We start from the raw sequence: 19060 nt of genomic DNA on the forward strand, positions 1-19060 counted from the left end.
GGCGGATCAGTCCTCGGCGCGGGCAGCGGCCTTGGCGGCGCGCTCCTGCTTCACGCGGGCGTTCTCGGCGTGCACGGCGGCCTGCGTCTCGCGCTCGCGGACGAGCCACTCGGGCTTCTGCTCGAGCAGCGACTTGATCTCCGCCGTGGTGAGGGCGTCGTCGATCCCCGCACGGGTCAGCCCCGAGATGGAGATGCCGAGCTTCTGCGCCACGACGGGTCGCGGGTGCGGGCCGTCGCGACGGAGGTCCTCGAGCCACGTCGGGGGTTCGGTCCGGAGCTCGTCGAAGGCGGTCCGTGTGACGGGAGCGCCCTGGAAGGACTCCGGAGCGGCCGCCAGCAAGATGCCGAGCTTCTTCGCAGCCGTTTCGGGCTTCATGGTCTGTTCCTGCGCCATGCCCCCTAGAGTACGGCCCCTATGCTCGTCTGCATGACCGCGGCACTCACCATCGCATTCGTGCCCGGGGTCTCCCCGGCCAAGTGGGCCCGTGTCTGGCGGGATCGGCACCCCTCGATCGAGCTGCGGCTGCGGCCGATCGGGTCCGACGACGTCGACGACACGCTCGCCGGCGAGGTCGACATGGTCTTCGCTCGCATGCCCGTCTCCGAGCAGCACAACGCCATCCCGCTCTGGACCGAGACGGCCGTGGTCGCGATGCCGAAGGACTCCCCCCTCGCCGACCTGGCCGAGGTGGACCTCACCGACGCCGAGGTGCACGTCGTCGACGCGGGTCCGGTGCCGGCCGACATCGCTGCCGCGCTCGACCTGGTCGAGGCGAACGTCGGTGTCGTCGTGCTCCCCCAGTCGCTCTTCCGCGCGGCGAGCCGCAAGGACCTCGTCGCTCGCCCGCTCTTCGGCGCGCCCGGCACCCAGATCGCGCTGGTCTGGCGCGACGAGGACGCCACCGAGACCACCGAGGAGTTCATCGGCGTGGTGCGCGGACGGACCGCCAACAGTTCGCGGAACCAGCCGACAGGCACAGATCGCGACGTCGAGGAGGCGTTGCGTGCGGCGCGCGCCGACTCCAAGGCAGGCGGCGGCTCCGGCGGGTCCGGCAAGGGCGGAGCGGGCAAGGGCGGAGCGGGCGCCGGCGGTGGCGGCAAGGCGAAGGCCAAGTCGCCCGGCAGCGGCAAGTCCGGCAGCGGCAAGAAGTCCAACACCGGCAAGGGGCCCACCCCCGGACGCGGGAAGATGCGCGGCAAGCCGAGCCGGGGTTCCAAGGGCAACCGATGACGGACACGCGCCTGCGGGTCATGCCGGCCACGCGCCTCCCGGCCTGGCTCGACCGGACCATGGCCGAGTACGTGGCGTCGCGGATGCAGGCGGGCGAGACCCGCGAGCAGGCCGAGGCGAACAAGCAGAAGTCGCTCGACCAGTGGTTCCCGGACGGGTCCCCCGCCGACGGCCACCTGGTGTGGGACGTCCTCGACCAGGACGACACCGCGGTCGGGTACCTGTGGATCGGGCCGTTCGCGCCCGGCGGGACCGACTGGTGGGTGTTCGACGTCGAGATCGACGAACCGCACCGTCGCCGCGGACACGCCCGCCGTGCCCTCGAACTCGGCCACCGGGCTGCGGCGGAGCACGGCGCGACGAGCATCGGCCTCAACGTGTTCGGCTACAACACGGGCGCGCAGGAGCTGTACGCCGCGCTCGGGTACCAGGTCACCGCGACGCAGATGCAGAAGCCGCTGGTCTGAGCGCGCTGCCGCTTCGTCGCGGCGGGTGCGTCGTCACGGCAGCTGTGTCGTCACGGCAGCGGTGTCGTCACGGCAGCGGTGTCGTCACAGCAGGACCGCGGCCGCTGCGCGGGTGACCCGGTCGCCGCGCGCTGCCTCGGCCGCAGCCCGTGCACGGGCGACCACGACGGCGTCGGCGCGTTCCGCGGAGCCCGCGTCGAACGGCGGCTGCGGGTCGTACTCGATCTGCAGCTGGATCGCCTCGGCCGCCGGCTGCCCCGCGAGCTCGGCCGCCAGCCACAGCGCCATGTCGATGCCCGCGCTCACGCCGGCCGCGGTGACCACCGCGCCGTCGTCGACGATGCGGTCGTCGACCGGCTGCGCCCCGAACGCCTCGAGCATGGGCTTCGACGCCCAGTGGGTCGTCGCGCGCTTGCCGGCGAGGAGCCCAGCGGCACCCAACACGAACGCACCCGTGCACACCGAGGTCACCCAGGTGGCACGCTCCGCCTCGCGCCGCACGAACCCGATCACCTCGGGGTCGAGCATCGCGTCGAAGGCGCCGTCACCGCCCGGGACCACGAGGACGTCCGCCGGACCCGCCTCGGCGAGGGTCGTCGTCGGGACCAGCGCGAACCCGCAGTCGGTCGGCACCGGGTCGAGCGTCGCCGCCACGTACTCGACGCGTGCGCCGGGCACGCGGGAGAGCACCTGCGCCGGGCCGGTGAGGTCGAGCTGGGTCAGGTCCGGGAAGAGCAGGAAGGCGATCCGGACTTCGGCGGGGTCGTGGTCCGGCTCCGTCGCCGAGTCCCCGGCCGGGTCCGGCACGGGGGTGGGCACGTCGGCCGGCACATCGACGACGTCGGCGTCGACCGGGTGGACAGGACGCACGCGCGGGTTCGGCTGGTCGGTGCTCATGCCGCGACCCTAGCCCGGTGCGGTCGCTGACGGTGGAGTCGGGTTCTCGGTCGGTGGGGTCGGCGTCCTCGGTCGGTGGGGTCGGCGTCCTCGGTCGGTGGGGTCGCCGTCCTCGGTCGGTGGGGTCGCCGTCCTGGTCAGTTCCAGACGCCCGAGGTCCCCCGCCGGTGGCTGCCGAGCAGGTGCGTGTCGACGATGCCGAGTGCCTCCATCAGGGCGTGCATCGTGGTCGGACCGACGAATGCGAAGCCACGCTTCCGCAGTGCCTTCGACAGTGCGACGGACTCGTCGGAGGTCGTCGGGACCTGGGCGTACGACTCCGGCTCGGGCGTCGTCGCCGGACGGAACGACCAGACGAAGTCGGACAGCCCGCCGTCCTGCCGCAGGGCGATCGTCGCGTTCGCGTTGGTGATGGTCGCGAGGATCTTCGCCCTGTTCCGCACGATGCCGGCGTCGGCCATCAGCCGAGCGACGTCGTCCTCGCCGAAGCCCGCGACGGTGTCGGGGTCGAAGTCCGCGAACGCCGCACGGAACGCCGGACGCTTCGCCAGGATCGTGCGCCAGGACAGGCCGGACTGGAACGCCTCGAGCGACAGCCGCTCGAACACCCCGCGCTCGTCCCGCACGGGCATGCCCCACTCGGTGTCGTAGTAGTCGCGGAGCAGCTCGTCCGTCGATGCCCACACCGGCCGGGCGAGGCCGTCGTCGCCGACCACCAGGTCGGAGTGGGGCGCTGCGGCGGGCTCGGTGGATGCGGGCTCGGTGGATGCAGGCTCGGTGGATGCGGGCTCGGTGCTCATCGCACCATCCTGGTGTGCGCCGCCGACACCGTCGTCGCCTGCCGTGTGGTCACTCGGCCGGCGGGCCGTCCTGGGCGGCCTGCGGGTCCATCCACACGTACTCCCACCGGTGGCCGTCCGGGTCGGTGAAGCTCCGCTGGAACATGAAGCCGAGGTCCATCGGCGCGCGGTCCTCGCTCCCGCCGGCCGCGACGGCGGCGTCGACGATGCGGTGCACCTCGTCCTTCGACCCGGCGGTCAGCGAGTTGATCACCTCGACGGTGCTGGCGTCGGCGATCGCCTTGTCGGTGAAGTCGGCGAACAAGCGATCGCCGCCGTCGACGCGGAACGACGAACTCGATGTCGTACGACAGCGAGTTCGTCGTTCCGGGTCGGATCAGCGGCCCTCGCCGGCGGCCTTCTGGTCGGCCTCGGCCTCGGCCTGGCCGATGATGTCCTCGGCCGGCACCGGGTTCAGGCGGTCCCAGAGGAAGAACAGCAGGCCGCCGACGAGCATCGACAGTCCGACCCACAGGTTGATGTGGATGCCGCCGGTCTTCTCGGGATCGGTGTCCCAGTGGACGATGCCGACGATCGTCACGATGACGCCGTAGAGCACGAACAGGCCGCCGAGGATGCGGCGCAGGTCGAGACGACGGGTCGAGCGGACGAGGGCGGCCTTCTGCTCCTCGGTCAGCGCGCCGGGGGTGGTGGTGTCACTCATGGTCGGTGATCTCCTTCGCGGATCAGAGGAACGGCAGGTACAGGACGACGCACAGGATCAGTGCGACCGTGCCGAGCAGGGCGGGCGAGCGGTACCAGGCGGTGTCGGTGGCCACCGAGTCGCCGTGCAGGTCGATCTTGCCGATGCCGTAGACCAGACCGCCGAGCTCCTTCTCGTCCTTGGGCGTGGTGAACATCGAGACGATGAACCCGACGACCAGGACGGTCACGAACGAGATGATGGCGCCGTACAGGGTCTCGGCGGTCGCGGTGGCGAACAGGTCCGGGTTCACGAGGTACGCGATCCAGGTGATCGTCGGCGTGACGATGCCGAGGACGTAGCCCCAGAGCGCCCCCTGGGTGGTCATCCGCTTCCAGAGCAGACCGAGGATGAAGACGGCGAACAGCGGCGCGTTGAAGAACGAGAACAGCGTCTGCATGTACGTCATGATGTTCGACGCCTGGGCCGCGATGAACGCGGTCGCGATGCCGACCAGGACACCGACGACGGTGACCCAGCGACCGGTCTTCAGGTAGTGGACGTCCGGCATGTTCGGCTTGATGTAGCGCTGCCAGATGTCGTACGTGAAGACGGTGTTGAACGACGAGACGTTGGCCGCCATGCCGGCCATGAACGACGCGAGCAGGCCGGTCACCGCGACGCCGAGCACACCGGTCGGCAGGTACATCTGGATGAGCTTCGGGATCGCGTCGTTGTAGGTGAGTGAGCCGTCGGCGAACTGGTTGCCGACGACCGCCGCGGCGATGAGACCGGGGATCACGACGATGGCCGGGATGAACAGCTTCGGGATCGCGGCGATGAGCGGGGTCCGGCGCGCTGCGGACATGTTCTTCGCCGAGAACGCGCGCTGCACCTCGGTGAAGTTGGTGGTCCAGTAGCCGAAGCCGAGGACGAAGCCCAGGCCGAGCACGATCGCGAGCCAGTTGGCACCGATCGGGTTGGTCACGTCACCGAAGCCGGTTCCGGCCCAGGCCTGCAGGTGCTGGACGCCCTGGGTCTCGGTGATCGCCTTGCTCAGGCCGTCCCAGCCGCCGACGCGGTGCAGGCCGACGATCGTCAGCGGGATGAGCCCGGCGATGATCACGAAGAACTGCATGACCTCGTTGTAGATCGCGCTGGAGAGCCCGCCGAGGGTGATGTAGACGAGCACGAAGCCGGCGGACACGACGATGGCCAACCACTCCGGCCAGCCGAGCATCGCCTCGATGACGATGGCCATGGCGTAGAGGTTGATGCCCGCGATGAGCACGTTCGACACCGCGAACGCGATCGAGTTCACCAGGTGGGGGGCCTTGCCGAAGCGGCGGAGCATGAACTCCGGCACCGATCGGACCTTCGACCCGTAGTAGAAGGGCATCATGACGAGCCCGAGGAACACCATGGCCGGCACCGCGCCGACCAGGTAGTAGTGCAGGGTCGCCATGCCGATCTGGGCACCGTTCGCGGCCATGCCGAGGATCTCGGTCGCGCCCAGGTTCGCGGACACGAACGCCAGACCGGTGATCCAGGCGGGCATCGACCGACCCGACAAGAAGAAGTCCATGCTCGTCCGGACCTGCTTCCGGGCGGTGAACCCGATCCCGATGACGACCGCGAAGTACACGATGATCATCAGGTAGTCGACCCAGCCCAAGTCGAGCCGGATCCCTTCGTTCGCTGCAGCGAGAACCATTCAACATCTCCACGTCAGTGTGTTGCAGTCGACAACTCCGCCGACCCGGACGAAGACGTTACACCGAATTGTGACCGTTCACATAGCCGAGGCATGTGTCCGTCGACGGTGCCCGGCGGTCCGCGATCGCTAGGCTCACCCCATGACCGACCAGGCGCGCATCCTCGTCCTCAACGGACCGAACCTCGACATCCTCGGTCGGCGCGACCCGGAGCAGTACGGCACCGTGACGCTCGCCGAGCTTGAGGCGATCGTGCACACCGAGGCAGCCGTGCACGAGTTGGACGCGGACTTCCGCCAGACGAACCGCGAGGGCGAACTGGTCGAGTGGCTGCACGAGGCCCTCGACGACTTCGCCGCCGTGGTGATCAACCCCGCGGCGTACGCCCACACCTCGGTCGCGCTGCACGACGCGGTCGAGGCGCTGTCCGTCCCCGTCGTCGAGGTGCATCTGTCCAACACGTGGAAGCGCGAGCCCTTCCGGCACGTCGACCACGTCGCCACCGCCGCGACGGCGGTCATCGCCGGCGCGGGCGCCGACGGGTACCGCCTGGCGGTCGCGCACGTCGCGTCCCTCATCGCCTGACACCCGTCACGCGCGCACGAGGCGGTTCTCGCCCTGCCGAGGTTCCGAGATCTCGGAACCTCGGCGGCGCCGCCGTCCAGGAGTGGAACCTCGGCGTCACGCGGACGGCAAGTCGTGGAACCTCGGCGTCACGCGGACGGCAAGTCGTGGAACCCGGCGGTCGCGCACGTCGCGCCCGTCACGCGCGCACGAGGCGGACGGGAGGCCCGTGGCGGGGCCGCCACGGCCCTCCCGTCCGCCCCATTGGAACGTTCCCAACGCCAGCCGGGCGCGCTAGGTTGCATGTATGGACAAAGTGCGCATCGGGCTCGTCGGCTACGGCATCGGGGGGCGAGCGTTCCACCGTCCGTTCCTGCTGGACGCGGCAGGCGTCAACCTCGTCGGCGTCGTCGCCCGCTCGCCCGCGAAGCACGAGCAGCTGGCGACCGACCTGCCCGGCGTCACCGTGCACGACTCCCTCGGTGACCTGATCGCCGCGGGCGTCGACGCCGTCGTCGTCACCACTCCCCCGTCCACCCGGCGCGAACTCGTCCTGCAGGCGATCGCCGCCGGGGTCGCCGTCGTCGCGGACAAGCCGTTCGCCCCGGACCCGACCACCGCGCGTGCCATCCGGCAGGCCGCGGCCGACGCCGACGTCGTGGTCACGCCCTTCCACAACCGCCGGTGGGACACCGACCTCGTCACCCTCCGGAGCGTGCTGGACGCCGGACGGGTCGGGACACCGCTGCGCTTCTGGTCCCGCTTCGACCTGGTCGAGCGGCACGGCATCGCGACGGGGATCGGCGGCGGCGTGCTCTCCGACATCGGATCGCACCTGGTCGACCAGGCCGTGTCGTTGTTCGGACCGATCGACCGGGTGTCCTGCACGCTCGACGTCCGCGATGCCCGCTCGCTCGGCCTCGACCAGGACGGCCCGATCGACGCCGGCTTCACGCTCGCAGCGACGCACGTGTCCGGCGTCGAGTCCGTCCTGACGTCGAACAAGGCCGGGTGGCTGGGCGCACGGCAGCTCCGCCTCGACGGTGTCGACGGCACGTACGAGGCCACGAGCACCGACGTGCAGGCACAGGCAGCGGTGGCGGGCGCATCACCCGCCGACGACCGGTCGACCTGGGGAGTCGAACCCTCGTCGGGGACCCTCACGACGGAGTCCGGCACGGTCGACGTCCCGTCGGCGCAGAGCTCCTACACGGACTACTACGAGCGGTTCGCGCGCGCCGTCCGCGGGCTCGGCCCGGTACCGGTGCCCGTCGACGACGCGGTGCACGTGGTCGAGGTGCTCGATGCGGCGCGCCGGTCGGCGGCGTCGGGCGAGACGGTCACCGTCCCCGCCCCGTAGGCGTTCTTTCCCACGACATCTGCGATGCAAGGTCGAATCGGGCGTACCTGGCGAGAACTTCAGGCCAGGTATGCCCGAATCGACCGGGAACGCGCGGGCGGCGGCCGCCGTTCCGGCTCAGAAGTCGGCGGGACGCCGCACGTCGGTGAGGCCCGCCGTGGCGAAGCCCCCGCGGATGATCGGGATCGCCCGGCGCACGGCCTGGTCGATGCGGAGCTCGAGGTCGACGTTGCCGATGTCGTAGCCGCCCTCGCGCTTCGTGAAGTCGCGCTCGTTGCCGAACACCCCGATCGGCAGCGTCGTGGACTGGAAGAAGCCGAACAGCGGCCGCATCTGGTGCTCGACGAGCAGGGCGTGGCGGTCACTGCCACCCGTGGCGGTCAGCAGGACCGGGGTGTCGACGAGGTCGTACTGCCCGATCCAGTCGAAGAATAGCTTGAACGCGCCCGAGTAGGCAGCGCGGAACGCCGGGCTGCCGACCACGAGCACGTCCGCGGCCTCGACGGTCTCGAGTGCGGCCCGGGTGCGGTCGGACATCGCCTCGCGCGACGACGCGGCACCGAGGTCGGCCAGCAGCGGGCCGATCTCGACGGTCTCGGTGCGGGCACCCTCGATCTCCTGCCCGAGCCGAGCCACCGTGGCGGCGACCAGGGTGGACGTCCGCGAGGGGTCCGATGGGCTACCGCTGACACCGACGACCAGTTCTCCACTCATGCGGTCGATGCTCACACTCCTGCCACCGGGGCGGTCGGCGTGTGACGACATGTGTCGGGTGCCAGAGCTCGCGGGTACCGTCCGCGGCATGCAGACGTTCTTGCCGTACGCCGACTTCCGGGCCTCTGCCGAGGTCCTCGACGACCGGCGTCTCGGCAAGCAGCGCGTCGAGACCCTGCAGGTGATGCGGGCCCTGACGCTGCCGGGGTACGGCTGGCAGCACCACCCGGTCACCGCGATGTGGCGCGGCTACCGCCCGGCGCTGATGGCGTACCAGGAAGCGACGTGCCGCGTCTGGCTCGAGCGCGGGCACGTGGACACGTGCCTGGAGAAGACGCTGCTGGACCTCGGGCGGGTGCCGGAGGACCTGGCGGCGTACGAGCGTGGCGAGGTCCCGATCCCGCCGTGGAACGACGACGAGGCCCTGCACGAGTCGCACCGCTCGAAGCTGGTGCAGAAGGCACCGGAGCACTACCGCGAGCTGTTCCCGGACGCACCCGACGACCTGGACTACGTCTGGCCGGGCACACCGGACGGCCCGGGTACACCGGACGGCCCGGGCACACCGGGCAGCACGGCGGCCGTCACGCCACCGGGATCCACCGCCCACCGTCGCGGCGCGTGACGACGTCGGACCGGATCTCGATGACGTCACGGAGGCCGTGCACGGTCGCGTCGCGCACGACCGCGGCGGTGGCGTCGTCCTCGGACTCGAACCGGACGACCGCGCACGGCACACCACGCAGCAGACGGACGTCCTGGGCCTCGACCACGGCGTGCTCGGCGACCAGCCGGGCCGCAGCGGGCAGGACGGCGTCGGGGGTGGTGCCGGCGGCGAGCGCGCCGATCGCCAGGGTCACGCGGTACGAGGGCATGCCCCGACGGTAGCGGGAGCGGGAGACACCGGGAGCCCGCCGTGGGCTGCAGGGGAACTGACGTCGTTCAGGGGGTCGACGTCGGCCCACGGCGGGTCGCGGTGTGCGGCGGGACGCGACGACAGGGGGAACGTCGCGCCCCGCTCCGGATGTCGATCAGGGGTATCGACATCCGGTCTGGGGCACCGTCCGGGTCACTGGAGGAGCCGGGCGGTGTCGGACCTCAAGGGTGTTCGGTGTCCTCTCGGTACCGGTCCGTCTCGATCGGTGCGGGCATCGATCGAGCGGCAGCGGGTCGGATCATGGGGAGCAGGGCACTCCCGACCGTCGCGAGGGCTCCGACGGCGGCGATCAGCCCGAGGGGGGCGGTGCCGAGGTCGTGCTGCGCAGCCAGGGCGAGCGCGACGAGGGTCGCCGGCGCGGGCAGGAGCTGCACCGCTCGGAAGCGGTCGTCCTGTCGTGTCCGGGTCATCACCACGTTTGCCATGTGGACACTCTGGCGCAGATTCCGTGTCCGCATAAGGGGGGACACGACCCCACTCATGGAGTAGAACGTCTAGTACACCCCAGGTGCAACCCCTCAGCCGAGTGCACGGACCGTCGCCACGGCGTCCGCGACCGCGCCGACGACGACCGGCACGTCCTCGACGCCGAGGGAACCGTCGAAGGTGAGTCGCAGCGCGGTCCGAGCGACCTCGTCCGGGATCCCGAGCGCGGTGAGCACGTGCGACGCCTCCGTGCTGCCGGCGGCGCAGGCACTGCCGGACGACGACACGACGTCGCGCTGCTCCAGTTCGAGCAGCACCGTCTCGCCGTTGACCCCGGGGAAGCAGAACGACGCGTGCCCGGGCAGCCGGTGCTCGCGCGAGCCGGTCACGAACGCCCCGGGCACGGCGGCGAGCACCCCGTCGAGCACGGCGTCACGGACGGTCGTCGCGGTGGCGGAGGCAGCAGCAGCAGCAGCACCGGAGGACAGCAGCCCGAGCGCCGTCGCGACCGCCACCGCCCCGGCGACGTCCTCGGTGCCGGAACGTCGGCCCCGCTCCTGTCCGCCGCCGTGCAGCAGGGGTTCGACGGGGACCCCCGAGCGGACCAGGAGCACCCCGGTCCCCTTCGGAGCCCCGAGCTTGTGCCCGGACAATGACAGCGCGTCGACCCCGAGCACGTCGAGCCCGACCGGCAGCCACGGAGCGGACTGCACGGCATCGGTGTGGAACCGGGCACCGACCGTGTGGGCGACCGCGGCGAGCGCGGAGACGTCCTGCACGGTCCCGACCTCGTTGTCGGCGTGCGCGATCGACACGAGCGTCGTGTCCGGCCGGAGCGCCGCGCGCAGCACCGACGGGTCGACGAGGCCGTCCGGCGCGACCGGGAGGACCGTGACCTCGAAGTCGTGGAACCGCGCCAGGTACGCGCAGCTCTCGAGCACGGCCTCGTGCTCGATCGCACTCGTGACGACGTGGCGTCCGCGCGGGGCGGCGAGTGCGATCCCCTTGATCGCGGTGTTCGCGCCCTCCGTCCCGCCCGTGGTGAAGACGACCTCGGCCGGCCGGCAGCCGAGCACGCCCGCGACGGTCACCCGTGCGGCCGCGAGCCCGCGCGCGGCGTCGTCCCCGACGCCGTGCGTCGACGACGGGTTGCCGAACACCCCGGTCAGGTACGGCCACATCGCCTCGAGGACCTCGCGGCGGACGGGGGTGGTGGCCGCCCGGTCCAGGTAGAACACGATCAGTCCCCGGCTGTCACCGCGATGTCGAGCCCGAGGTCGAGCGCTCGGGCCGAGTGCGTGAGCGCCCCGACAGAGATGACGTCGACCCCGGTCGCCGCGATGGCCGCGACGGTGTCGAGGGACACCCCGCCCGAGGCCTCGACGAGGGCACGACCCGCGACGATGCCGACACCCGTCTCGAGCTCGTCCGGCGTGAAGTTGTCGAGCATGATCGTGTCGACCCCCGCCGCGACGACGGGCTCGATCTGGTCGATGCGGTCCACCTCGACCTCGACGTGCACGGTGTGCCCGAGGCGCTGCCGCGCTGCGACGATCGCGTCGCCGATGCCGATGCCGCCGGCGAGCAGCACGGCCAGGTGGTTGTCCTTCGCGAGCACGGCGTCGGACAACGAGGTGCGGTGGTTGTGCCCGCCGCCGCAGCGCACGGCGTACCGCTCGAGCGAGCGGAGCCCCGGTGTGGTCTTCCGGGTGTCGACGATCCGCGCTGTGGTGCCCGCGGCAGCGGCGACGTGCGCCGCCGTGACGGTGGCGATGCCGGACAGGCGCTGCACGAGGTTGAGCGCCACCCGCTCGGCACGGAGGACGGCACGGGCCGATCCCGTCACGGTGGCGAGCGTGTCGCCCGCGGCGAACGCGGACCCCTCGGCGGCGTGCAGGGTCGCGCGGATCGACGGGTCGACCGCGTGCATCACCGCCACGAAGACCGTCCCGCCGCTCAGCACGCCGGGTTCGCGGGCGGCGAGCGTCGCCGTCGCGGTCGCCTCGGCCGGGATGAGGGTCTCGCTGGTGACGTCGCCCCAGGGCGCGTCCTCCTCGAGCGCGGTCTCGATGACACGGCGCAGGGCGTGCGGCGGGATGGTGCCGGGGTCGATGGTCATGCGGGGACCTCCTGGGGGACGGCGGCGCGTTCGGCGACGGGTTCGGCGACCCAGGCGTACGAGGCCGGGGCTGCGGGATCGGTGTCGGGGTGGTCGGTACGGGCGTGGGCACCGCGGGACTCGGTGCGGGTCTCGGCGGCGAGTGCGACCAGCCGCGCCAGGTCGAGCAGGGCGCGGTCCTCGTGCTCGCGCACGCCGCCGGTGGCGGGCGCGGTGAGCGCGTCGAGGTCGCGCCGGGCGCTCGCCAGCCCGGTCGCGTCACGCAGCAGACCGACGCGCTCCGTCATGACGGTCTGGACCGCCTGCCGGACGTCGGTGGTCGAGTCGCGGTGATCCGGGCCTCCTGGCCAGGTCTGACGGGAGGCGCTGATCGCGTCGGCCGCTCGGGGCACGCTGGTCACGTGGAGACCGGCGTCCCCGCGCAGGCGGAGCAGGCCGGGTCGCGGTGCGGCGACCGCGTCCGCTGCGCGGACCGCGAAGACGAGTCCCTCGAGCAGGGAGTTCGAGGCCAGTCGGTTCGCGCCGTGGACCCCGGTGCAGGCGGCCTCGCCGATCGCCAGGAGCCCCGGGAGGCTCGTGCGTCCCTCGGCGTCGGTGGCGATGCCGCCCATCGAGTAGTGGGCCGCCGGGGACACCGGGACGCCCTGTCGGGTCCAGTCGAAGCCGGCTGCGCGGGTGGCCCGGGTGAGGCCGGGGAAGCGTCCGGTCAGGAAGTCCGCGCCGAGTCCGGTGGCGTCGAGGAGCACGGGCGCGCCGCCCTGGTCGCGGACGGCGGCGGCGATGCCGCGGGCGACGACGTCCCGCGGGGCGAGCTCGGCGTCGGGGTGCACCGCCGTCATGAAGCGGCGTCCGCGCGCGTCGCGGAGAACCGCCCCCTCACCGCGGACGGCCTCGGAGACGAGCCCGCCGTCCGGCACCGCGAGCCGGGTCGGGTGGAACTGGACGAACTCCAGGTCCGCGACGACCGCCCCGGCACGCCACGCTGCGGCCACGCCGTCCCCTGTCGCGACCAGCGGGTTGGTCGTCTCGCGGTACAGGTGTCCCGCTCCCCCGGACGCGATCACGACGGCGTCGGCGTCGATCCGTCGGGGTTCACCGAGCAGGTCGAGGACGTCGACCCCGACGACGGCGCCGTCCCGGACGACCAGGTCGGTGAGGCAGGTGCGCTCGAGGATCGTGACGTGTCGACGGTGCAGGGCGTCGATGAGGGTGCGCTCGATCGCCGCTCCGGTCGCGTCACCGTCGGCGTGCACGACGCGCCAGCGGCCGTGCGCGGCCTCGCGCCCGCGGGCCAGGTCGTCGCCGTACCGGTCGAGGGACGACGGGTCGGTCGAGCGGTCGAACGGTACGCCGAGGGCGAGCAGGTCGCGGACCCTGGCGGGGCCGTCGGTGCAGAGCACCTCGACGGCGCGGGCATCGGCGCTGCCGGCGGCCGCGACGTGGGTGTCGGCCTGGTGCAGTGCCGCCGAGTCGTCGGCGCCGAGTGCCACCGCGACGCCGCCCTGGGCGTACGCGGTGGCGCTGTCGGCGAGCGCACCCTTCGTCACCAGGGTGACGTCGTGGACGGCGCTGGCACGGATCGCTGCGGTCAGCCCGGCGATGCCGGAGCCGACGATGACGACGTGCACGGTGGTCTCCCTCGGTCGTTCGGGTTCGGGGCTCGGGGCTCGGGGCTCTCGGGGCTCAGCCGCGGGGCTTGGCCGCGAGCATGCGCTCGAGCGCGACCTTCGCGTCGGCCTGGACGTCGGCGGGCACGACGATCTCGTTGAGGACCTCGCCGCGGACCAGTGCCTCGAGGACCCAGGCGAGGTAGCCCGGGTGGATCCGGTACATCGTCGAGCACGGGCAGACGACCGGGTCGAGGCAGAAGATCGTGTGCTGCGGGTACTCGGCGGCGAGCCGGTTCACCATGTTGATCTCGGTGCCGATCGCGAACGTGGTCGGCTCGGTGGCCGCGGCGACGGTCTTCCGGATCAGGTCCGTGCTGCCGGCGTGGTCGGCGGCGTCGACGACCGCCATCGGGCACTCCGGGTGCACGATGACCTGCACGCCGGGGTGCTCGCGTCGGGCCTGCTCGATCTGGTCCACGGTGAAGCGACGGTGCACCGAGCAGAAGCCGTGCCAGAGGATGACCTTCGCCGCTTCGAGGTCGCTCGACTCGTTGCCGCCGAGGGGCTTCCTGGGGTTCCACATCGGCATGAGGTCGGTGCTGATCCCCATGGCCTTGGCGGTGTTGCGGCCGAGGTGCTGGTCCGGGAAGAAGAGCACGCGCTGCCCGCGCTCGAACGCCCACTCGAGCACCGTCGCGGCGTTCGAGCTGGTGCAGACGATGCCGCCGTTGCGCCCGCAGAAGGCCTTGAGATCGGCGGCGGAGTTCATGTAGGTGACGGGGATGACGGGGACCCGGCCGTCGGCGTCGGGCTCCGTGCCGTAGACCGCGGTGAGCTCGGCCCAGGCGGCCTCGACGCTGTCGATGTCGGCCATGTCCGCCATCGAGCAGCCCGCGGCGAGGTTCGGCAGGATGACGCGCTGGTCGTCGCGGGCGAGGATGTCGGCGGTCTCGGCCATGAAGTGCACGCCGCAGAACACGATGGCCTCGGCGTCGGGCTTCGTCAGCGCCGCGTTGGCGAGCTGGAACGAGTCGCCGAGGAAGTCCGCGTGCCGGACGACCTCGTCGCGCTGGTAGAAGTGCCCGAGGACGACGACCCGGTCGCCGAGCGTGGCCTTCGCCCGCTCGATGCGCTCGTGCAGCTCGTCGGTCGGCGCGGTCTTGTACTCGTCCGGCAGCACGCCCTGGCGCGGTGCGCTCGTCGGGATGACGTCGGTCATCGACGAGCCCGGGCCGTACCCGGGCCGGGAGTCGAAGTCCCACGTGGGCACAGCGAGGTCGGGCGTGCAGGTGGTGCCGCCGGCCTTGCCGTTCGAGATCAGTTCGATGGTCGTCGCGATGGACACGGTGGTTCCTGTCGGTTCTGCGGTGGTGTGCCCTGCTGCAGCGGGCCGTTGTCCGCGTAGGCCAGGTCGGGGTTCGAGCGGTACAGCCGGGCCGGACGGTGCCGACCCCCGCTCGTGGTCTCGTCGGTCGGCAGGATCGCGTCCGTCTTCTCGACCTGCCGACGGAAGTTCGCGGGGTCGAGCGCGCGCCCGAGCACCGCCTCGTACACCCCGCGCAGCTCGGCGAGGGTGAACCGGTCCCCCAGGAAGGCCTGGGCGATGCGGGAGTACGACATCTTGGTGCGGAGCCGCCAGAGCGCGTACTCCACGATGCGGTCGTGGTCGAAGGCGAGCGGCGGGTGCTCGTCGGCGAGGAACCAGCGGACGTTCCAGTCGTCCGGCACCACGTTCGCCTCGTCGGGGTGCACGAGCGCCCAGTACACGATCGACACGACCCGGCTCGGGGAGCGTCCGACGTCGCCGAACGCGTAGAGCTGCTCGAGGTACCGCGGCTGGACGTTCGTCGTCTCGCGCAGGCGGGCGGCGGCGGAGTCCTCGAGGCCCTCGTCGACGCCGACCCAGCCGCCGGGCAGCGCCCACGACCCCTCGAACGGCTCGGCGATCCGGCGCACCAGCGGCATCCACAGCGCCGGCGCTCCGGTGTCGGGGTGCGGGCGCAGCGCGACGATCACGGTCGAGACCGCGACGCGGATGCCTGCTTCGTCCATGCTGGACCTTCGTGTCATGTTGACCCGAAGTGTTCGGGTTGCGATGACACTATCACTGCTGAACGCTGTGCCGCGCCCCTCGGGGGTCGCCGGTCGTCACGAACCGGAAACAGATCGTCACGCGGCCGAAAACTCCGGGACGCCCCGCGTGGATACGGTGAGGTTCATGACGACGGTGACGAGGATGCATGCCGTGGTGTCGGGGACCGTCCAGGGGGTCGGCTTCCGGTACTGGACCGCACGGAAGGCCGACGGGCTCGACCTCGTCGGGTACGCCAGGAACCTCTGGGACGGCACCGTCGAGGTCGAGGCCGAGGGGCCGTCGGTCGCCGTGGAGACGCTGATGGAGTGCCTGCGGAGCGGACCACCGTCGGCCACCGTGACCGACGTCGAGCTCCGGCCCGTCGTGCCGCACGGCGACGCCGACGGGTTCGCGATCCTGCACTGACCCGGTCGCGCCGACCGTTCACCCGCGGATGTCGGCGCGAAGCGGAATAATCGAATCCACTCAGGCGGTTGCCCTGTCTGCGCGTTCCGCGCCACCTCGTTCCACCAGTCGTGATCCACCAGGAGCTCCCGCATGACCCAGGCCGTCGATTCCGCCCCCCGCACGGGAAGCGTCTCGCAACCGACCGCTGCCGAGACCCGACTCGTGATCGGGCTGCTGCTCGTCTCCGCGTTCGTCGTCATCCTCAACGAGACGATCATGGGCGTGGCCCTGCCGCGGCTGATGGACGACCTCGGCATCAGTGCGGCGACGGGGCAGTGGCTGACCACCGGCTTCCTGCTCACGATGGCGGTCGTCATCCCGATCACCGGGTTCCTGCTGCAGCGGTTCAACACCCGGCCCGTCTTCGTCTGGGCGATGGGCCTGTTCTCGGCCGGCACCCTGATCGCCCTGCTCGCGCCCGGGTTCACGCTGCTGCTCGTCGGCCGCATCGTCCAGGCGAGCGGCACCGCGATCATGATGCCGCTCCTGATGACGACCGTGCTCACCCTCGTCGACCCGGCCCACCGCGGCCGCATCATGGGCAACATCTCGATCGTCATCTCGGTCGCGCCGGCCATCGGCCCGACGATCTCCGGGCTCATCCTCAACGCGTTCTCGTGGCGCTGGCTGTTCGGCTTCGTCCTGCCGATCGCGATCGCCGCGCTCATCCTCGGCATGGTGAAGGTCCGCAACGTCTCGACGCCCCGCCGGGCACCGCTCGACGTGTTCTCGGTGATCCTGTCGGCGTTCGCGTTCGGTGGGATCGTCTACGGCCTGTCCAGCATCGGCGAGGCCGGCACCACCGGCCTGTTCGTCCCGGTCACCGCGCTCGTCGTCGGTGCCGTCGCCCTGGCGCTGTTCATCGTCCGGCAGACCCGCCTGCAGCGCACCGACAGCGCCCTGCTCGACCTGCGCACCTTCCAGACCCGCGGCTTCACCGTCCCGATCGTCGCGATGGCGCTGAGCTTCATGGCGATGTTCGGCACGCTCATCCTGCTGCCGATCTACCTGGAGCGCGTCCTCGGGCTCGAGGTCCTGAACGTCGGACTGCTGCTGCTCCCCGGCGGGCTGCTCATGGGGCTCCTCTCCCCCGTCGTCGGGCGCATCTACGACCGTCGCGGCCCGCGCGTGCTGCTCATCCCCGGCTCGATCATCGTCAGCGCGGTGCTCTGGGCGCTCTCCACGGTCGGCGTGGACACCAGCGTGTGGTTCGTCCTCGGGGCGCACGTCGTGCTGAGCATCGGCCTGGCGCTCACCTTCACCCCGCTGTTCACGGCGGCGCTCGGCGGACTCCCCCCGAAGCTCTACTCGCACGGCAGCGCCGTCCTCGGCACGGCGCAGCAGCTCGCCGGAGCCGCCGGCACCGCCCTGTTCGTCACCCTGCTCACGATCGGCGCCGCCACCGCAGCGACCGGTGCCGGGGCGGACGCCGTGGCAGCTGCGACCGCCTCCGGCGTGAAGACCGCGTTCCTGGTCGGCGCGGTGATCTCGCTGTTCGGCATCCTGGCGTCGGTCTTCGTCACCCGTCCGGCGGTGCCCGAGGGCGCGCCGACGCCCCCGCCCGTGCACTGACCGCGGTGCCGCCCACGGGTCCTCGTGGCATCGTGGGCGGCATGCGGTCGACGGCGAGCGAACTGAACTGGTCCGGCACGGTCACCTACACGGCCGAGCGGGTCGTGCGTCCGGCCTCGATCGACGAGGCAGCCGAGGTCGTCGCCCGCTCCCCCCGGGTGCACGGACTCGGCACGCGGCACTCGTTCAACGACTCCGCCGACGCCCCGGGGGTCCTGCTCGACCTGACCGCCATCCCGACCGACCTGGTCGTCGACCCCGACCGGCGGACCGCGACGCTCGGCGCCGGCACCCGCTACGGCGACGTCGCCCCCGACCTCGACCGCGCCGGGTTCGCGCTGCACAACATGGGGTCGCTCCCGCACATCTCCGTCGGCGGCGCGGTCGCCACCGGCACCCACGGCTCCGGCACCACCCTCGGCTCGCTCACCACCGCGGTCCGGTCCCTCGAACTGCTCGGTCCCGACGGTTCGCTCCGGACCGTCGACCGCGCCGACCCGGCGTTCCCCGGCACCGTCCTGCACCTCGGGCTGTTCGGTATCGTGACCCGCGTCACACTCGACCTCGAGCCCGCGTACCGGATGCGACAGGACTCGTACGGGCCGTTCCCGTGGAGCACGTTCACCGACCACGTCACCGAGGTCCACGCCGCCGGGTACTCGGTGTGCGCCTACACGGTGTTCGGCGACGAGGTCAGCGAGGCACTCGTGAAGTCCCGGGTGCCCGCCGGTGCCGACGACGTCCCCGTGCCGGACGACCTGTTCGGCGCACCCCGGCTGCCCGGCTCCCCCGGCGACGGCCACCACACGGCGCGTGACGGCTCGGTGGGACCGTGGTGGGACCGTCTGCCGCACTTCGCGATCGAGTCCGTACCGAGCCACGGGTCCGAGGTGCAGAGCGAGCACTTCGTCCCGCTCCGGCACGCGGCCGCGGCACTCGACGCGCTGCGCGGACTGGCCGACCGCATCCAGCCGCACCTGCACGTGTGCGAGCTCCGGACGATGGCCGCCGACGACCTCTGGTTGAGCCCGACCCAGGGCGAGGACGTGCTCTGCATCGCGTTCACCTGGCAGAAGCACCCGGAGGCGGTCGCCGCGCTGCTGCCCGACCTCGAGGCGCGGCTGGCGCCGTTCGACGGGCGACCGCACTGGGGGAAGATGAGCTCGCTCGACGGCGACGCGATCGCGGAGCTGTACCCACGGGTGGCGGACGTCCGCGACCTGATCGCACGAGCCGACCCGGACCGGACGTTCGCATCCGCGTTCGGCGAGCGGGTCCTGCGGGCCTGACCCGGGCCTCCCGTCCAGCCCTGCTGCGCTCCGGAACCAGGTTCCGGACACAGCACCACGCGATTGCGCAGTTCCGTGTCCGGAACCTGATTCCGCAGGCCCTTGCCGACCCGACCGGGAGGCCCGGTGCCGG

General features: G+C 71.8%; 22 protein-coding genes. 8 read left to right on the plus strand and 14 right to left on the minus strand.

Features of this window, described 5'->3' with window-relative positions; all coding sequences use genetic code 11:
- Positions 1 to 6: 6 nt before the first annotated feature.
- Positions 7 to 396: a DUF5997 family protein gene (locus tag ACGH48_RS13625; protein ID WP_123313886.1), complete on the minus strand. Its 390-nt coding sequence runs from the start codon at positions 394 to 396 to the stop codon at positions 7 to 9.
- Between the two features lie 33 nt (positions 397 to 429).
- On the opposite strand from ACGH48_RS13625, the gene ACGH48_RS13630 reads away from it, so the two are divergent.
- Together ACGH48_RS13630 and ACGH48_RS13635 are read left to right on the plus strand one after the other, a co-directional pair.
- Positions 430 to 1233, plus strand: coding sequence for a LysR family transcriptional regulator substrate-binding protein (locus ACGH48_RS13630; RefSeq protein ID WP_396288948.1), 804 nt, complete (start codon positions 430 to 432; stop codon positions 1231 to 1233).
- Positions 1230 to 1700 (plus strand): GNAT family N-acetyltransferase, encoded by a 471-nt coding sequence (locus ACGH48_RS13635; RefSeq protein WP_340196510.1) that lies wholly within the window; start codon positions 1230 to 1232, stop codon positions 1698 to 1700. The genes ACGH48_RS13630 and ACGH48_RS13635 overlap by 4 nt, the downstream gene beginning before the upstream one ends.
- Positions 1701 to 1784: 84 nt before the next feature.
- Here ACGH48_RS13635 and ACGH48_RS13640 read toward each other — a convergent pair whose 3' ends face one another.
- The 5 genes from ACGH48_RS13640 to ACGH48_RS13660 all read right to left on the minus strand — a co-directional run bounded on the left by ACGH48_RS13640 (position 1785) and on the right by ACGH48_RS13660 (position 5793).
- Positions 1785 to 2597, minus strand: a complete 813-nt coding sequence (locus ACGH48_RS13640; protein ID WP_396288949.1) for a DJ-1/PfpI family protein — start codon at positions 2595 to 2597, stop codon at positions 1785 to 1787.
- Positions 2598 to 2734: 137 nt separating this feature from the next.
- Complete coding sequence (locus tag ACGH48_RS13645; RefSeq protein ID WP_396288951.1) at positions 2735 to 3397, minus strand: DNA-3-methyladenine glycosylase I; 663 nt, start codon at positions 3395 to 3397, stop codon at positions 2735 to 2737.
- 49 nt (positions 3398 to 3446) lie between these two features.
- Positions 3447 to 3701 (minus strand): VOC family protein, encoded by a 255-nt coding sequence (locus tag ACGH48_RS13650; protein ID WP_396288952.1) that lies wholly within the window; start codon positions 3699 to 3701, stop codon positions 3447 to 3449.
- Positions 3702 to 3773: 72 nt separating this feature from the next.
- Positions 3774 to 4100 (minus strand): hypothetical protein, encoded by a 327-nt coding sequence (locus tag ACGH48_RS13655; protein WP_396288954.1) that lies wholly within the window; start codon positions 4098 to 4100, stop codon positions 3774 to 3776.
- A 22-nt stretch (positions 4101 to 4122) separates the two neighbouring features.
- The gene (locus ACGH48_RS13660) at positions 4123 to 5793 is read right to left on the minus strand and encodes a sodium:solute symporter family protein (protein ID WP_340196505.1); all 1671 of its coding nucleotides are present in this window, start codon (positions 5791 to 5793) and stop codon (positions 4123 to 4125) included.
- Positions 5794 to 5935: 142 nt separating this feature from the next.
- Between ACGH48_RS13660 and aroQ the strand changes: the two genes are divergently transcribed.
- Both aroQ and ACGH48_RS13670 read left to right on the plus strand, forming a co-directional pair.
- Positions 5936 to 6379 (plus strand): type II 3-dehydroquinate dehydratase, encoded by a 444-nt coding sequence (gene aroQ / locus ACGH48_RS13665; RefSeq protein WP_123313893.1) that lies wholly within the window; start codon positions 5936 to 5938, stop codon positions 6377 to 6379.
- Positions 6380 to 6665: 286 nt separating this feature from the next.
- Positions 6666 to 7718, plus strand: coding sequence for a Gfo/Idh/MocA family protein (locus tag ACGH48_RS13670; protein ID WP_396288955.1), 1053 nt, complete (start codon positions 6666 to 6668; stop codon positions 7716 to 7718).
- Between the two features lie 117 nt (positions 7719 to 7835).
- On the opposite strand, the gene ACGH48_RS13675 is transcribed toward ACGH48_RS13670, so the two are convergent.
- Positions 7836 to 8432 (minus strand): NAD(P)H-dependent oxidoreductase, encoded by a 597-nt coding sequence (locus tag ACGH48_RS13675; protein ID WP_263091315.1) that lies wholly within the window; start codon positions 8430 to 8432, stop codon positions 7836 to 7838.
- Positions 8433 to 8520: 88 nt separating this feature from the next.
- On the opposite strand from ACGH48_RS13675, the gene ACGH48_RS13680 reads away from it, so the two are divergent.
- The gene (locus ACGH48_RS13680) at positions 8521 to 9057 is read left to right on the plus strand and encodes an MSMEG_6728 family protein (RefSeq protein ID WP_396288956.1); all 537 of its coding nucleotides are present in this window, start codon (positions 8521 to 8523) and stop codon (positions 9055 to 9057) included.
- On the opposite strand, the gene ACGH48_RS13685 is transcribed toward ACGH48_RS13680, so the two are convergent.
- From ACGH48_RS13685 to ACGH48_RS13715, 7 genes are all read right to left on the minus strand, one after another.
- Positions 9017 to 9307, minus strand: coding sequence for a hypothetical protein (locus tag ACGH48_RS13685; RefSeq protein WP_396288957.1), 291 nt, complete (start codon positions 9305 to 9307; stop codon positions 9017 to 9019). The genes ACGH48_RS13680 and ACGH48_RS13685 overlap by 41 nt on opposite strands.
- A gap of 223 nt (positions 9308 to 9530) precedes the next feature.
- A complete protein-coding gene (locus ACGH48_RS13690) occupies positions 9531 to 9794 on the minus strand; it encodes a hypothetical protein (RefSeq protein ID WP_148061798.1) in 264 nt (87 codons plus the stop codon).
- 93 nt (positions 9795 to 9887) lie between these two features.
- Complete coding sequence (locus ACGH48_RS13695) at positions 9888 to 11033, minus strand: cysteine desulfurase family protein (RefSeq protein ID WP_396288958.1); 1146 nt, start codon at positions 11031 to 11033, stop codon at positions 9888 to 9890.
- A gap of 2 nt (positions 11034 to 11035) precedes the next feature.
- The gene (nadC, locus tag ACGH48_RS13700; protein ID WP_396288959.1) at positions 11036 to 11914 is read right to left on the minus strand and encodes a carboxylating nicotinate-nucleotide diphosphorylase; all 879 of its coding nucleotides are present in this window, start codon (positions 11912 to 11914) and stop codon (positions 11036 to 11038) included.
- Positions 11911 to 13542 (minus strand): L-aspartate oxidase, encoded by a 1632-nt coding sequence (gene nadB / locus ACGH48_RS13705; protein WP_396288960.1) that lies wholly within the window; start codon positions 13540 to 13542, stop codon positions 11911 to 11913. Before nadB ends, nadC begins: the two co-directional genes overlap by 4 nt.
- A gap of 55 nt (positions 13543 to 13597) precedes the next feature.
- A complete protein-coding gene (gene nadA / locus ACGH48_RS13710) occupies positions 13598 to 14869 on the minus strand; it encodes a quinolinate synthase NadA (RefSeq protein WP_396288962.1) in 1272 nt (423 codons plus the stop codon).
- Positions 14842 to 15576, minus strand: a complete 735-nt coding sequence (locus ACGH48_RS13715) for an NrtR DNA-binding winged helix domain-containing protein (protein WP_123313903.1) — start codon at positions 15574 to 15576, stop codon at positions 14842 to 14844. The genes nadA and ACGH48_RS13715 overlap by 28 nt, the downstream gene beginning before the upstream one ends.
- Before the next feature lie 166 nt (positions 15577 to 15742).
- Here ACGH48_RS13715 and ACGH48_RS13720 point away from each other — a divergent pair, with 166 nt between their 5' ends.
- From ACGH48_RS13720 to ACGH48_RS13730, 3 genes are all read left to right on the plus strand, one after another.
- The gene (locus ACGH48_RS13720; protein ID WP_228511574.1) at positions 15743 to 16024 is read left to right on the plus strand and encodes an acylphosphatase; all 282 of its coding nucleotides are present in this window, start codon (positions 15743 to 15745) and stop codon (positions 16022 to 16024) included.
- 132 nt (positions 16025 to 16156) lie between these two features.
- A complete protein-coding gene (locus ACGH48_RS13725) occupies positions 16157 to 17638 on the plus strand; it encodes an MDR family MFS transporter (protein WP_396288963.1) in 1482 nt (493 codons plus the stop codon).
- A gap of 41 nt (positions 17639 to 17679) precedes the next feature.
- The gene (locus ACGH48_RS13730) at positions 17680 to 18927 is read left to right on the plus strand and encodes an FAD-binding protein (RefSeq protein WP_396288964.1); all 1248 of its coding nucleotides are present in this window, start codon (positions 17680 to 17682) and stop codon (positions 18925 to 18927) included.
- Positions 18928 to 19060 lie beyond the last annotated feature (133 nt).

The sequence above is a fragment of the Curtobacterium pomorum genome, from assembly GCF_044497295.1.
In the GTDB taxonomy this organism is placed as follows: Bacteria; Actinomycetota; Actinomycetes; order Actinomycetales; family Microbacteriaceae; genus Curtobacterium.

Coding starts and splice junctions, on each gene's coding strand:
- ACGH48_RS13625 (WP_123313886.1), bottom strand. CDS start 396: ATGGCGCAGGAACAGACCATGAAGCCCGAAACGGCTGCGAAGAAGCTC.
- ACGH48_RS13630 (WP_396288948.1), top strand. CDS start 430: ATGACCGCGGCACTCACCATCGCATTCGTGCCCGGGGTCTCCCCGGCC.
- ACGH48_RS13635 (WP_340196510.1), top strand. CDS start 1,230: ATGACGGACACGCGCCTGCGGGTCATGCCGGCCACGCGCCTCCCGGCC.
- ACGH48_RS13640 (WP_396288949.1), bottom strand. CDS start 2,597: ATGAGCACCGACCAGCCGAACCCGCGCGTGCGTCCTGTCCACCCGGTC.
- ACGH48_RS13645 (WP_396288951.1), bottom strand. CDS start 3,397: ATGAGCACCGAGCCCGCATCCACCGAGCCTGCATCCACCGAGCCCGCA.
- ACGH48_RS13655 (WP_396288954.1), bottom strand. CDS start 4,100: ATGAGTGACACCACCACCCCCGGCGCGCTGACCGAGGAGCAGAAGGCC.
- ACGH48_RS13660 (WP_340196505.1), bottom strand. CDS start 5,793: ATGGTTCTCGCTGCAGCGAACGAAGGGATCCGGCTCGACTTGGGCTGG.
- aroQ (WP_123313893.1), top strand. CDS start 5,936: ATGACCGACCAGGCGCGCATCCTCGTCCTCAACGGACCGAACCTCGAC.
- ACGH48_RS13670 (WP_396288955.1), top strand. CDS start 6,666: ATGGACAAAGTGCGCATCGGGCTCGTCGGCTACGGCATCGGGGGGCGA.
- ACGH48_RS13675 (WP_263091315.1), bottom strand. CDS start 8,432: ATGAGTGGAGAACTGGTCGTCGGTGTCAGCGGTAGCCCATCGGACCCC.
- ACGH48_RS13680 (WP_396288956.1), top strand. CDS start 8,521: ATGCAGACGTTCTTGCCGTACGCCGACTTCCGGGCCTCTGCCGAGGTC.
- ACGH48_RS13685 (WP_396288957.1), bottom strand. CDS start 9,307: ATGCCCTCGTACCGCGTGACCCTGGCGATCGGCGCGCTCGCCGCCGGC.
- ACGH48_RS13690 (WP_148061798.1), bottom strand. CDS start 9,794: ATGGCAAACGTGGTGATGACCCGGACACGACAGGACGACCGCTTCCGA.
- nadC (WP_396288959.1), bottom strand. CDS start 11,914: ATGACCATCGACCCCGGCACCATCCCGCCGCACGCCCTGCGCCGTGTC.
- ACGH48_RS13715 (WP_123313903.1), bottom strand. CDS start 15,576: ATGGACGAAGCAGGCATCCGCGTCGCGGTCTCGACCGTGATCGTCGCG.
- ACGH48_RS13720 (WP_228511574.1), top strand. CDS start 15,743: ATGACGACGGTGACGAGGATGCATGCCGTGGTGTCGGGGACCGTCCAG.
- ACGH48_RS13725 (WP_396288963.1), top strand. CDS start 16,157: ATGACCCAGGCCGTCGATTCCGCCCCCCGCACGGGAAGCGTCTCGCAA.
- ACGH48_RS13730 (WP_396288964.1), top strand. CDS start 17,680: ATGCGGTCGACGGCGAGCGAACTGAACTGGTCCGGCACGGTCACCTAC.